The organism is Staphylococcus sp. HMSC069E10 (assembly GCF_001809205.1).
Classification (GTDB): domain Bacteria; phylum Bacillota; class Bacilli; order Staphylococcales; family Staphylococcaceae; genus Staphylococcus; species Staphylococcus hominis.
On sequence record NZ_KV796477.1, the window covers coordinates 46972 to 62168 of the forward strand.

At 31.0% G+C, this 15197-nt stretch carries 11 protein-coding genes and 1 riboswitch; all 11 genes read left to right on the plus strand.

The genetic code is table 11. The annotated features are described in order from the left end of the window. Nucleotides 1-36: 36 nt before the first annotated feature. Nucleotides 37-747 carry a response regulator transcription factor gene (locus HMPREF2561_RS04125; RefSeq protein ID WP_017176131.1) on the plus strand — a complete coding sequence of 237 codons (711 nt, stop codon included), beginning with the start codon at nt 37-39 and terminating at the stop codon, nt 745-747. Further along, nucleotides 747-2444: a two-component system histidine kinase PnpS gene (gene pnpS / locus HMPREF2561_RS04130; RefSeq protein ID WP_049419696.1), complete on the plus strand. Its 1698-nt coding sequence runs from the start codon at nt 747-749 to the stop codon at nt 2442-2444. The genes HMPREF2561_RS04125 and pnpS overlap by 1 nt, the downstream gene beginning before the upstream one ends. 180 nt (nt 2445-2624) lie before the next feature. Beyond that, on the plus strand, nt 2625-5261 hold the full coding sequence (gene polA, locus HMPREF2561_RS04135; RefSeq protein WP_070468388.1) for a DNA polymerase I: 2637 nt from the start codon (nt 2625-2627) through the stop codon (nt 5259-5261). A gap of 15 nt (nt 5262-5276) precedes the next feature. Beyond that, entirely contained in the window at nt 5277-6149 is an 873-nt protein-coding gene (mutM, locus tag HMPREF2561_RS04140) for a bifunctional DNA-formamidopyrimidine glycosylase/DNA-(apurinic or apyrimidinic site) lyase (RefSeq protein WP_017176134.1), read from the plus strand. A 21-nt stretch (nt 6150-6170) separates the two neighbouring features. Then, nucleotides 6171-6773, plus strand: coding sequence for a dephospho-CoA kinase (gene coaE / locus HMPREF2561_RS04145; protein ID WP_017176135.1), 603 nt, complete (start codon nt 6171-6173; stop codon nt 6771-6773). Between the two features lie 193 nt (nt 6774-6966). Then, on the plus strand, nt 6967-7992 hold the full coding sequence (gene gap / locus HMPREF2561_RS04150) for a type I glyceraldehyde-3-phosphate dehydrogenase (protein WP_017176136.1): 1026 nt from the start codon (nt 6967-6969) through the stop codon (nt 7990-7992). A 287-nt stretch (nt 7993-8279) separates the two neighbouring features. Beyond that, on the plus strand, nt 8280-8750 hold the full coding sequence (gene nrdR / locus HMPREF2561_RS04155) for a transcriptional regulator NrdR (protein ID WP_017176137.1): 471 nt from the start codon (nt 8280-8282) through the stop codon (nt 8748-8750). Further along, a complete protein-coding gene (locus HMPREF2561_RS04160) occupies nt 8751-10121 on the plus strand; it encodes a replication initiation and membrane attachment family protein (RefSeq protein ID WP_017176138.1) in 1371 nt (456 codons plus the stop codon). Further along, the gene (gene dnaI, locus HMPREF2561_RS04165; RefSeq protein WP_048761548.1) at nt 10122-11042 is read left to right on the plus strand and encodes a primosomal protein DnaI; all 921 of its coding nucleotides are present in this window, start codon (nt 10122-10124) and stop codon (nt 11040-11042) included. A 310-nt stretch (nt 11043-11352) separates the two neighbouring features. Further along, a complete protein-coding gene (gene thrS, locus HMPREF2561_RS04170) occupies nt 11353-13290 on the plus strand; it encodes a threonine--tRNA ligase (protein WP_049379573.1) in 1938 nt (645 codons plus the stop codon). A 48-nt stretch (nt 13291-13338) separates the two neighbouring features. Beyond that, nucleotides 13339-13514, plus strand: a riboswitch (Lysine riboswitch). A 152-nt stretch (nt 13515-13666) separates the two neighbouring features. After that, complete coding sequence (locus HMPREF2561_RS04175; protein WP_049379572.1) at nt 13667-15160, plus strand: amino acid permease; 1494 nt, start codon at nt 13667-13669, stop codon at nt 15158-15160. Nucleotides 15161-15197 lie beyond the last annotated feature (37 nt).

A 15197-nucleotide genomic window follows, 5' to 3' on the forward strand; every position in this document is an offset into this window, starting at 1 on the left:
AATTGAAATTGTTAATTCTATTTAGGGAGGCAAATCATGTCACAAAAAGTATTAGTGGTTGATGACGAGCAATCAATAGTAACGTTACTAAAATATAACTTAGAAACAGCAGGTTATATTGTAGATGTAGCGTATGATGGTGAAGAAGCACTCAAAAAAGTTAAAGAGGTTAAACCTGAACTGATTGTATTAGATGTCATGTTACCTAAAAAAGATGGAATAGAAGTATGTAAAACGATTCGATCTGATAAAAATCTTGTACCTATTTTAATGTTAACGGCTAAAGATGATGAGTTTGATCGTGTTTTAGGCTTAGAATTAGGTGCTGATGATTACATGACTAAACCTTTCTCTCCAAGAGAAGTTGTAGCAAGAGTAAAAGCTATTTTAAGACGCTCTCAAATTGCTAATGAAGTCGTAAAAGATGACGTGGAGGATGAAGATATTGTAATTGATAATATTAGAATTCGTCCTGAATTCTTTGAAGTCTATAGAGATGATACCTTGCTTGAACTTACTCCTAAAGAATTTGAGTTATTACTTTATCTTATTGAACGTCAAGGACGCGTAATTACTAGAGAACATATGTTAAATTCAGTGTGGAATTACGAGTTTGCAGGAGATTCAAGAATTGTAGATGTTCATATTAGTCATTTAAGAGATAAATTAGAAGAAAATCCTAAACAACCTAAGTTGATAAAAACAGTTCGTGGATTGGGTTATAAATTAGAAAGACCTAAAGCTTAATGATTAAATTTCATCATAGATTATTACTTCTACTATGTACAATCACAATTATTAGTTTTATAGGCTTAGGTGCAATTCTTCATCATACGATTTATCAGATATTATCAGATACTCAAACTAGAGAATTAAATCATTTATCAGAAAATATCGTAAATTTAAATAAGCAAAATAAACAAGCAGACATTCAGCGTATAGCACAAAATCAAAATTTGGTTGTTAAAATTTCTGAAAATGAACATGTGTTATATCAAACTGGCAATCAACATCAAATTAATCATACTATTGATAATGCAGCTAATCCTTCGAATATTATATATCATAAAAATAAGGATAAGGTGGATTACACATTTAAAAATACTGTAAGTAATCAAACAATATACATAAGTGGTATTAATACTGAAATTTTAGATTTACAAAAAAATATGTGGAAGTACTTATCATTAATTGGAATCATTGTGTTATTTGCTATTTATTTAGCTGTAAGAAGCATTAATCGCACCTATATACGACCAATCAACGAAGTTACTTACGCGACATCTTTAATTGCAGATGGATATTATCATGTTAGAGTACCTGAAAGTAATGTGAAAGAAACAAAAGCATTATTTGTTACTACCAATGATTTAGCAAGACGATTGCAAAAATTAAATAATAAACAAAAAATGCAATCTAATCGCCTTAAAACAACATTAGAAAATATTCCTAGTTCGGTATTAATGATAGATAAACAAGGTGAAATTGTTATTGCAAACCATGCTTATTACGAGGTGTTCAAACCAGATAGTAAAGTCGAAAATAAAGATTATACTGTACATTTAGATAAAGAAATTCAACATCTTATTATTGAAAGCTTTAAAACTGAAAAACCGTTGCATGAACAAATTGAGTTATACATTAATGATGTTCATCAAAAATATTTTGATGTTTCTTGTATTCCCATTTTAAGTAAATCAAAAAAGAAACTTCAAGGTATGGTTGTAGTATTACATGATATCACTAATCTAAAAAAATTAGAGAATTTGAGACGTGAGTTTGTTGCAAATGTTTCACATGAACTTAAAACTCCAATCACTTCAATTAAAGGATTTGCAGAAACCTTAATTGAAGGTGCAAAGAATGATGAACAATCCCTTGATATGTTTTTAAATATTATTTTAAAAGAATCAAATCGTATAGAATCACTTGTCATGGATTTATTGGATTTATCTCATATTGAACAACAAACTGAGATTGAGACTACTTATGTTAATCTTTCAGATTTAGCACATAATACAATCCATAATCTACAAACTCAAGCTAAGTATAAAAATATCGCTATTAAATCTGAAATAGAAAATGATGTTATTATTAAAGCGCATGAAGGAAAATTGTCTCAAGTTATCACGAATTTACTTTCAAATGCCATTAACTATTCATATGAAAATAATAAAGTTATTGTTAGAGTTTACAGAGAAGATATAAAAGTTAATCTAGAAATCCAAGATTATGGCATTGGGATAGACAAAAAAGATCAAAAGCATATTTTTGAGAGATTTTATAGAGTAGATAAAGCAAGAAGTCGTGACTCTGGTGGAACAGGTTTAGGATTATCGATTACAAAACATATTGTAGAAGCACTTCACGGTACCATTATGGTCGAAAGTGAACTGAATAAAGGATCGCTATTTAGAGTCTCATTTATAGATAAAATCGAATAACTATTTTGTCCTACAAGTTTAGGTCATCCACACTTTAAAATACTTTTTTATGTTTTTAGGATTTTAAAGGGACCTAAACTTGTAGGATTTTATTTTTTGACATTCGTAAAATATCGTTCAGTCGTTATGACCAAAGGTTTATGCTAAAATATAATTAAACTCATTCTGGAGGTTTAAAATTTGAATAAATTAGTATTGATAGATGGCAATAGTTTAAGTTTTAGAGCTTTTTACGCATTGCCACTTTTATCTAATAAAGCAGGTATTCATACAAATGCGATTCTTGGGTTTGCCAAATTACTCGAAAAAATTATCAGAGAAGAACAACCTACACATTTCTTAGTAGCCTTTGACGCAGGTAAGACTACTTTTAGACATTCTAAATATAGTGAATACAAAGGTGGACGTCAAAAAACACCACCCGAATTAAGCGAACAATTCCCCTATATTCGACAATTGTTAGATGCTTATCATATTAAACATTATGAATTAGAAAACTACGAAGCAGATGACATTATTGGTACATTAAGTAAAGAAGCAGATCAAAATGATTTTGAAACTATTATTGTAACTGGAGATAGAGACTTAACACAGTTAGCAACTCAAAATGTGACTATTTATTATACTAAAAAAGGGGTCACAGACGTTGATCACTATACTCCAGAATTTATAGCAGAAAAATATAATGGTTTAAAACCAATACAAATTATTGATATGAAAGGTTTAATGGGAGATAGTTCAGACAATATACCCGGTGTAGCTGGAGTAGGAGAAAAAACAGCAATTAAACTTTTAAATCAATTTGATTCTGTAGAAGGTGTCTATGAGAATATTGATAAAGTATCTGGTAAAAAATTAAAAGAAAAGCTCGAACTTAGTCATGAAGATGCATTAATGAGTAAAGAGCTTGCTACAATTAATCGACATAGTCCAATAGAAGTCACTTTAAGTGATACGAAATTAAGTGATATCAAGGATAATCATGAAAAAATTGAACTTTTCAAGAAATTAGAATTTAAACAATTATTAGCAGATATAGATAATGAAGCATCTGAATTTGAGCAAGAACAAAAACAAGTTTCTTTTGATATTTTGCCTACATTTGAATATGTTGATTTCAATCATCTTGATGAAGCAGTGATTCATTTCGAAATAGATGGTTCTAATTATTTAAAAGATGATATTTTAAAGTTTGGATTTTATGATAAAGAACGTTATATCGTAGTTGATGCAGATAATATTAAAGATTATCCAGAACTTATTAAATGGTTGGAAAATGAAAATTCTAAAAAGGTAGTTTATGACGCAAAGAAAACATTTGTTATAGCACACAGATTAAATATTACCATTCAAAATATCGTTTTTGATGCGATGTTAGCAAGCTACATTATTGATCCATCACGAACGATTGATGATGTCTATTCGGTTGTAACAAATTATCATCAAACGTATGTTAAAGAAGATGTCTCTATTTATGGGAAAGGTAAAAAGCGACAAGTTCCTAATGCTGAAATTTTAAATACGCATATTGCATCTATTACTAAATCTATTGATGCTGTTAAAACGTTAATGGAAAAAGAACTAGAATCACATCAACAAATGAATTTACTAAAAGATTTAGAACTTCCGCTAGCACGTATTTTAAGTAAAATGGAAGAAATTGGTATTTATACAGATATAAATGATTTACAACGCATGCAACAAGAATTACAAGAGAAGTTAGAATTGTTAGTTCAGTGTATTCATGATGCAGCAGGTGAAGAATTTAACATTAATTCGCCTAAACAACTCGGTGTTGTTTTATTTGAAACATTAAAACTACCTGTCATTAAAAAAACAAAAACAGGTTATTCTACAGCGGTCGATGTCCTAGAACAGTTACAGAATGAACATCCTATCATTAATGATATTTTAGAATATCGTCAATTAGCTAAATTACAATCTACTTATGTGGAAGGTTTACAAAAAGTCATTAGTAATGATAAGCGTATACACACTCGTTTTAATCAAACATTAGCACAAACTGGACGATTATCTTCAGTTGATCCTAATTTACAAAATATACCGATTCGACTTGAAGAAGGGCGTAAAATACGTAAAGCATTTAAACCTTCATCTGAAGACAGTGTTATTTTATCTGCTGATTATTCTCAAATTGAATTACGTGTCTTAGCACATATTACACAAGATGACAGTTTAAAAGAAGCATTTATTCATGGACAGGATATTCATACTGCTACAGCACGAAAAGTATTCGGTGTTGAAGCGGAGGAAGTCACTGATTTAATGCGTAGACAAGCCAAAGCTGTAAATTTTGGAATCGTTTATGGTATTAGTGATTATGGCTTAAGTCAAAGCTTAAATATAACTCGTAAAGAGGCAAAAATATTTATTGATGATTATTTAGCAAGTTTCCCTGGAGTTAAGCAATATATGAGTGACATTGTAAAGGATGCTAAAGCAAATGGCTACGTTGAAACATTATTGCATCGTAGACGTTATATTCCTGACATTACTAGTCGTAATTTTAATTTAAGAGGTTTTGCGGAGCGAACAGCAATGAACACTCCAATTCAAGGAAGTGCAGCAGATATTATTAAACTTGCTATGGTGGAATTTGATAAGCAAGTTCAACATACGTCTTACAAAGCTAAATTACTTTTACAAGTACACGATGAATTAATATTTGAAGTGCCTAAGTCTGAAGTTGAAGAATTTAGTTTATTTGTTGAAGATATCATGGAGCATGCATTAGACCTAGATGTTCCATTAAAAGTAGACTCTAATTATGGTCCTACTTGGTATGATGCGAAATAGAAAGAGGAATGAATAATGCCAGAATTACCAGAAGTTGAACATGTTAAAAGGGGAATAGAACCTTTTATTGTAAATACTACAATTAAAAGTATTTCATTTTCTAAAAAAGTAATTGAAGGTAAAAGTCAGAATAAAGAAACGATTATCAAAGGAATGAATTTAGATGGTTTTCGTTTGAATTGCGAAGGCTATAAGATAATTAAAGTCGAACGAAGAAGTAAATATATTGTTTTTCATATTGAAAAGCATAATCGTAAACGTGTGTTACTTAGTCATTTAGGTATGGCTGGTGGATTTTTCATTGTCAATCACCTATCTGAGATAGCAATTCCCAACTATCGTAAACATTGGCACGTGATTTTTCATTTAAATAATGGAAAAAAATTAGTGTTTTCAGATATACGTCGATTTGGTGAGATTAGAAATTTAAATTCATTTGAAGATTATCCTTCATTTTTAGAAATAGCGCCTGAGCCTTTTGACGAAGAAGCGTTACAACATTTTAATCACTATTTATCTCAAAAAAAAGTAGCCAATAAACCTATTAAACAGATGTTATTGGATCATAAAATCGTAGCAGGATGTGGAAATATCTATGCTTGTGAAGCGTTATTTAGAGCAGGTATCCATCCTGCTAGAAAAGTAAAAGATACGTCTCATCAAGAAAGACAAATGCTCTTTTATTATGTACAAGAAGTTTTAAAAGAGGGTATTGATAATGGTGGAACCAGTATTTCAGATTATCGTCATGCAGACGGAAAAACTGGACAAATGCAATTACATTTAAATGTATACAAACAAAAGACATGTAAAGTATGTGGCCATGATATTGAACAAAAGGTTATAGCATCAAGAAACAGTCATTTTTGCCCATATTGTCAGAAATAAATAAAGTGAGCGGTGATATAAATGCCTAAAGTAATTGGATTAACAGGTGGAATAGCTACCGGAAAGTCAACAGTTTCTAAATTATTATCAGAATATGGATTTAAAATTGTCGATGCAGATATAGCTTCAAGAAAAGCAGTAGAGAAAGGATCAACTGCTTTGGAACGAATAAAAGAAACGTTTGGCGATGAAGCAATCACAAGTGACGGAGAAATGAATCGAGAATACATTGGAGAATTAGTATTTAATCATCCAGAAAAACGATTAGAACTTAATGAAATTATTCATCCTATTGTAAGAACGATTATGGAACAAGAAAAGCAACACTATGTACAACAGGGATATGATGTGATTATGGATATTCCGCTTCTGTTTGAGAATGATTTACAAGATACTGTGGATGAAGTTTGGCTCGTCTACACATCAGAAAGTGTACAAATTGAACGTTTAATGAAACGTAACAATTTAGACTTGGATCAAGCAAAAGCGAGAGTTCATAGTCAAATATCAATTGATAAAAAAAGCAGAATGGCTGATCATGTTATAGATAACTTAGGAAGTAAATCTGAATTAGAAACCATTCTTAAACAACTATTGATTGAAAAAGGATACATTCATGAATAATATAAAAAAGAGTTTAGGGCTTTATTTTAAGTCTTAAACTCTTTTTATTTATACAATAAAATATATTAGTTATATAAACTTAAAATGTAAAAGTAAAAAATATTACATTATTTTCGGTAAACGCTTTCAATCGAAATCTATTATGTTATACTAATTTTATAAAGTATAACATATAAAACAAGGGGTGCTTTAAATGTCAACAAATATTGCAATTAATGGAATGGGTAGAATAGGAAGAATGGTTTTAAGAATTGCATTACATAATGAAAATTTTAATGTGGTTGCGATTAATGCAAGCTATCCACCTGAAACAATTGCACATCTAATTAACTATGATACAACGCATGGACGTTATGATAAAAAAGTAGAACCAATTGATGATGGTATACGTGTTGACAACCATGACATTAAGTTAGTGTCAGATAGAAATCCTGAAAATTTACCATGGAAAGATTTAAATATAGATATCGTAATTGAAGCAACTGGAAAATTTAATCATGGTGATAAAGCAGTTGGACATATTCGTGCTGGAGCTAAAAAAGTATTACTAACTGGTCCATCTAAAGGTGGAGAAGTTCAAATGATTGTTAAAGGGGTAAATGATGACAAATTAGATGTTGAAAAGTATGACATTTTCAGTAATGCTTCATGTACGACAAATTGTATAGGACCAGTTGCTAAAGTTTTAAATGATCAATTTGGTATTGTCAATGGATTAATGACTACTGTTCATGCAATTACTAATGATCAAAAAAATATTGATAATCCTCATAAAGATTTACGTAGAGCACGTTCATGTAATGAAAGTATTATTCCAACTTCTACTGGAGCAGCAAAAGCATTGAAAGAAGTTTTACCAGAATTAGAAGGTAAACTTCATGGGTTAGCTTTACGTGTGCCTACAAAAAATGTTTCTTTAGTTGATTTGGTTGTAGATTTAGAAAAACCGGTAACTGTTGACGAAATTAATAATGCATTTCGTCATTCAGATTTAGATGGTGTTTTAGAAGTAGAACATGCACCTTTAGTGTCTGTCGATTTTAATACAAATCCACATTCAGCTATTATCGATGCTGAGAATACAATTGTAATGGATGATCATAAGGTGAAAGTGATTGCTTGGTATGATAATGAATGGGGTTATTCTAATAGAGTAGTAGAAGTAGCTGAAATGATTGGTGAACAACTAGTAGAAAAGTCTACTGTGACTGCAGTTTAAGCTTTTAATAAATAAAAGATTGTTAATTTTAGAGTTGATAGCCTAATCTAATGTCCTTGATTTTATAGATTAAAACATTATAAAAACATTAAATAATTTTTTAATGAGTCATATATAGGAAAGTGAAAAAAGAATTTATATTGAATTCTATTTCACTTTCTTTTTATATTCTATATAGGTTTAGACAGCTAAGTTGTATCAATTTATTATTAATACATATGAGTTCTTTTGTCATAAATCGTTTTTATAGTATAATGGAGCATAATCTATTCAAGAGGGTGACAGATATGAAATGCCCAAAATGTAGTGCCACACATTCACGTGTGGTAGATTCAAGACATGCTGATGAAGCTAACGCAATACGTAGAAGACGTGAATGTGAGAATTGTGGGACAAGATTTACAACATTTGAACATATTGAAGTGAGTCCACTTATTGTGGTCAAAAAAGATGGAACACGTGAACAATTTTTAAGAGAAAAAATATTAAATGGCCTTGTAAGATCTTGTGAAAAAAGACCAGTTAGATATCAACAATTGGAAGACATTACTAATAAAGTAGAGTGGCAATTACGCGATAAAGGTCATACAGAAATTTCATCTAGAGATATAGGTGAACATGTAATGAATTTGCTCATGCATGTAGATCAAGTCTCTTATGTACGATTTGCGTCAGTATATAAAGAGTTTAAAGATGTGGATCAATTACTAGCATCGATGCAAGGTATTTTGGATGATAACAAACGGAGTGATTCATAAATGAGTTTTAAATCTTATGAGTATGGTTTAAGTCCACACGATGGATTTAAAGTATATCGACATTTTTTCTTTAATCATCAACAATTAGAGATATTAAATCGATTGTACATACCATTAATTGGCTTTAAAGCTATTGGTGTATATCATTTCATGAACCAATTTATCGATGAAGTTGAAGATACTATTCTCACACATTACACTATTATGAATGAGCTTAAAATAAATTTATTAGAATTCCGTGAATATATGGATTTACTTGAAGGCATTGGGTTAATTAAAACATTTGTAAAACATGATAGTAATCAGTCTATGTTTATATATGAATTGATTCAACCTCCAACTGCATACCAATTTTTTAATGATCCAATGTTATCTATATACCTATACAATGAAGTTGATAATCGAAGATATAAAGATTTAAAAGCGTATTTTGAAAAAAATGAACCAGATTTAAACGCATTTCAACAAGTAACGCGCAAATTTACTGATGTATTCAAAGTTCCACATAAAAATATATCTATTGATGCTTCAACAATTCAAAAGGAAAATCATTCAGCTACTATAGATTTAGATAATGAATCATTTGACTTTGATATGTTGAGAGATATGTTACAACATCATTTTATAAGTGGAGAAATTATCACTAAAGAGGCAAAACAATTAATTTTACAATTGGCTACTTTATATGGGTTAACGCCTACTTCTATGAAACGAATCATTCTTAACTCTATCACACAAAATCAAACGTTATCATTTGAAGAGATGAGAAAACAAGCAAGGTCTCATTACTTAATTGAGCATCAACAACAGCTTCCTAAGTTACAAACTAAAGCTAATCCTTCTAATCATTTAGAACAATCACAGAGTCCAAATGAGACTACTGATGATATAAAGGAAAGTGATAGTTGGTTTAAGTTATTAGAAGACACAAGTCCTATCGATATGTTAGCGTCTTGGTCAGAATCAGAACCAACTTTACAACAAAAAAGAATGGTAGAAGAGTTAATAGAGCGTGAAAAATTGTCATTTGGTGTAATTAATATTTTATTACAATTTGTAATGCTTAAGAATGAAATGAAACTTCCTAAATCCTATATATTTGAAATCGCTTCAAATTGGAAAAAGTTAGGTATTAAAACTGCACAACAAGCATACGATTATGCGCTGAAAACAAATCAACAAATCAATGATAGTATAACTAAAAAAACAAAACGTCAGTATAAACAACGTGACGTTGCATCGATAGAAAAAACACCAAAGTGGTTAAAAAATAAAAATCAACAAGATGAAAAACCAAACAATAATGATGCGCAATTTGAAAAAGATAGAGAAGCGTTTCGTGCTCAATTAGAACAAGATTGGGAGGATTAGATGAAACCATTTAGTAAACTTATAAAAAATCAAGATAATTTAAACAAAAGAATTGCTAAAATAAAAAATCAAGTCATTAATGATTCTGATGTTAAGCAATTTTTAAATCAACACCAGTCAGAACTTACTAATGAAATGATTGATAAAGATTTAAATGTACTTCAAGAATATAAAGATCAACAAAAACACTACGATGGTCACGATTATGCACACTGTCCAAACTTTGTTAAAGGTCATATTCCAGAATTATATATAGAAAATGAGCGTATTAAAGTTCGTTATCGATTATGTCCATGCAAAATTAAATACGATGAAGAACGTTTAAGTTCACAACTCATTACTGCCCATCACATGCAACGAGATACGTTGAATGCAAAAGTTAAAGATATCTATACCAACGATAGAAGTCGACTTGAAATAGCTATGGAAGTTAACGATATTTGTAAAAAGTTAGTTAACGGTGAACGCGTTAAGGGTCTTTATATACATGGCCCTTTTGGAACAGGCAAATCTTTTATTTTAGGAGCTATCGCAAACCAGCTTAAGTCAAAACATGTGCCATCTACAATAGTATATTTACCTGAATACATTCGTATACTCAAAGGTGGTTTTAAAGATGGAAGTTATAATGAAAAGTTAGAGCGTATACGAGAAGCAAATATTTTAATGTTAGATGATATCGGAGCTGAGGATGTCACAACGTGGGTAAGGGATGAAGTGATAGGTCCCTTATTACATTACCGTATGGTTCATGAGTTACCAACATTCTTTAGTTCAAATCTAAATTTGGAAGAATTAGAACATCATTTATCTATTTCAAACAAAGGGGCAGAAATAACGAAAGCTGCTCGAATTATCGAACGTATCAAAAGTTTAGCAAATGAATTTTATTTAGATGGGAAAAATTTACGAAATAATTGAAATTTACAATGTGTGATGTATAATAAAGATAAATCTAAATCGTTGAAATAAATGAAGATATGGTAATTTAATCTCTATCATACAGCAAGCCAACAATTGATGAGAATTTGGTTGATATATTAAATTATTACTCCTTCATATTTAGATGCTGGTAATCAGTATCCGGCTCAAGACCGTTATCTTATGAAGAGATATCTAGAATACATCTAGATAACTAGGGTGGTACCGCGACGAACTCGTCCCTTTTATAGGGAGGAGTTTTTTTATTTTCTTCAGCGATCATAGAATAAAATTTATGGAGGGTTTCGATATGGAACAAATTAATATTAAGTTTCCAGATGGCAATTCAAAATCATTTGACAAAGGAACTACTACAGAAGACATTGCACAATCAATTAGTCCTGGACTTCGAAAAAAAGCAGTAGCAGGAAAATTTAATAATCAACTCATTGATTTAACTCGTCCACTTGAAGAAGATGGGGCAATTGAAATTGTTACACCTGGTAGTGATGAAGCTCTAGAGGTATTACGTCATTCAACTGCTCATTTAATGGCTCAAGCATTAAAACGAATTTATGGAGATGTTAAATTCGGCGTTGGCCCAGTGATTGAAGGTGGTTTTTACTACGACTTTGATATGGATAAAAAAGTATCATCAGATGACTTTGAAAAAATCGAAAAAACAATGAAACAAATTGTTAACGAAAATTATAAAATTGAACGTAAAGTGGTTACTCGTGAAGAAGCAAAAGATTTCTTTAAAGATGATCCATATAAATTAGAATTAATTGATGCAATTCCTGAAGATGAGAATGTAACATTATACAGTCAAGGTGAATTTACAGATTTATGCCGTGGTGTTCATGTACCATCAACTTCAAAAATTAAAGAATTTAAACTACTTTCTACTGCAGGTGCATATTGGCGTGGAGATAGTGACAATAAAATGTTACAACGTATATATGGTACTGCTTTCTTTGATAAAAAAGATTTAAAAGCACATTTAGAAATGTTAGAGGAACGTCGTGAACGTGATCATCGTCGTATTGGTAAAGATTTAGAATTATTTACAAATAATCAACTTGTTGGTGCTGGTCTTCCACTATGGTTACCAAATGGTGCAACAATTCGCCGTGAAATTGAACGTTATATTGTAGATAAGGAAGTAAGCATGGGATATGATCATGTATATACTCCAGTTCTAGCTAACGTTGAACTTTATAAAACTTCAGGTCATTGGGATCACTATAGAGATGATATGTTCCCACCAATGAAATTAGATGAAACTGAAGAAATGGTATTACGTCCAATGAACTGTCCACATCATATGATGGTTTATAATAATAAACCACATTCTTATCGTGAATTACCAATTCGTATTGCTGAATTAGGTACTATGCATAGATATGAAGCAAGTGGTGCAGTATCAGGCTTACAACGTGTAAGAGGTATGACTTTAAATGATTCTCATATCTTTGTACGTCCTGACCAAATTAAAGATGAATTCAAACGCGTTGTTCATATGATACAAGATGTTTATGAAGACTTTGGTTTTGAAGATTACACTTTCAGATTAAGTTACAGAGATCCTGAAGATAAAGAAAAATATATGGATGATGATGACATGTGGAATAAAGCTGAGTCTATGCTTAAAGAAGCAGTAGACGAAATGGGCTTACCATATGTTGAAGCCATTGGAGAAGCAGCATTCTATGGTCCTAAATTAGATGTTCAAGTTAAAACTGCAATGGGTAAAGAAGAAACCCTTTCAACTGCACAACTTGATTTCTTACTACCTGAACGATTTGATTTATCTTATATTGGTAGTGATGGTGAAAATCACCGTCCTGTTGTTATTCATCGTGGCGTAGTTTCAACTATGGAACGTTTTGTAGCTTTCTTAACTGAAGAAACTAAAGGTGCTTTCCCAACATGGTTAGCTCCAAAACAAGTTGAGATTATTCCAGTAAATGTAGATTTACATTATGACTATGCGAGAAATTTACAAGATGAATTAAAATCTCAAGGTGTTCGTGTAGAAATTGATGATCGTAACGAAAAAATGGGCTATAAAATTCGTGAGGCACAAATGCAAAAAATTCCTTATCAAATTGTAGTAGGAGATAAAGAAGTTGAAAACAACGAAGTAAATGTTCGTAAGTATGGCTCACAAGATCAAGAAACAATGGAAAGAGATGAATTTATCTGGAACTTAGTAGATGAAATTCGTCTAAAAAAACGTAGATAGTCTTGATAAAATAATATCCTTAATGTATATTACAAAGTAGTTAAATAAAAATGAGTTAGAGGTTGCATCTTTAAAAAGTAATACTTCAGAAGTTGATATGGAACGTATGTTGAAAGTATGAAAGGTAAAGATGCCGAAACAAATGATAACCATACTTATGATTTGTTGGGACAGTTATCGAATAGAAACTGTACTGTCACAGTTTGTGATGTGCTACCGATATAGATTAAGTAATGGGTGCATATCTTAACGGTATGTACCTATTTTTTAATTTGTAATTTGATTTACATATCATTTATAAAAATTAAATATGTTAATTATCTTCACATAACAAATAAATACTTAGCTAACCTCTACATTAAGAAAGGGAGCTTATATGAGTAAAGTTGAAAATCAAGATAGTGGTATGAAGAGAGGGTTAAAAGATCGTCACATCTCCATGATTGCAATGGGAGGCTGTATTGGTACAGGCCTATTTATGACATCAGGTGGTGCTATTCACGATGCCGGTGCATTAGGTGCGCTTATTGCATATGCAATTATTGGCGCCATGGTATTCTTTTTAATGACTTCTTTAGGAGAAATGGCTACGTATTTACCTGTTTCGGGTTCATTTAGTACCTATGCAACACGATTTGTAGATCCATCATTAGGATTCGCATTAGGTTGGAACTATTGGTTTAACTGGGTAATTACTGTAGCGGCAGATGTAACTATTGCAGCGCAAGTCATTCAGTATTGGACACCTATGGCAGGGATACCAGCATGGGTATGGAGTTGTATCTTTATAGTTATTATTTTCGCATTAAACTCTTTATCTGTAAGAGTATATGGTGAAAGTGAATATTGGTTTGCACTTATAAAAGTCATTACAGTAATTATTTTTATAATTATTGGTATTTTAACTATATTAGGAATTATGGGTGGACATTTTGTAGGATTTGAGACATTTACTAAAGGTGATGGGCCAATCCTAGGTGGAAACCTTGGCGGTAGTTTACTTTCAATCCTAGGTGTATTCTTAGTTGCTGGTTTCTCATTCCAAGGTACTGAATTAATAGGTATTACTGCTGGAGAATCTGAGAATCCAGAACGTGCTGTCCCAAAAGCAATTAAACAAGTTTTCTGGAGAATATTACTATTTTACATTTTAGCCATCTTTGTTATTGGTATGTTAATTCCTTATAATAGTAATGCTTTAATGGGTGGAGATAACGATATTGCAACATCTCCATTTACGCTTGTCTTTAAAAATGCAGGATTAGCATTCGCTGCTTCATTTATGAATGCAGTTATTTTAACCTCAGTATTATCAGCTGGTAATTCAGGGATGTATGCATCAACACGTATGTTATATTCAATGAGTAAAGATAAATTAGCTTTCGCTTCATTTGGTAAAACGAATAAACACGGCGTGCCATATTTATCATTAATTGCTACTGGTGTACTTGTAGTCGTTATTTTCTTAGTACAAAAATTAAGCGGAAATGCTTATGAATATATTGTAGCTGCCAGTGGTATGACAGGGTTTATTGCTTGGGTAGGTATTGCAGTAAGTCATTATCGCTTTAGACGAGCATTTAATGTTCAGCATCATCGTAAATCAGAATTGAAATATAAAGCGAAATGGTTCCCATTCGGTCCAATATTTGCAGGTATATTGTGTGTGATTGTGATTGTTGGACAAGATGTAGATTTCATTAAAACAGGGCACTTTGATCTTAATCGATTTATTATTACGTATATGGGTATTCCAGTATTTTTAGTATTCTTTATTTATCATAAATTAAGATATAAAACTAAAAAAATACCTCTTGAAGAAGTTGATTTAAGCCAAGATGTCTCAATGAATGAAGTAAAACATCACTAATTTTAAAAAACAATTGACATGCTTAATAAAACTTGAT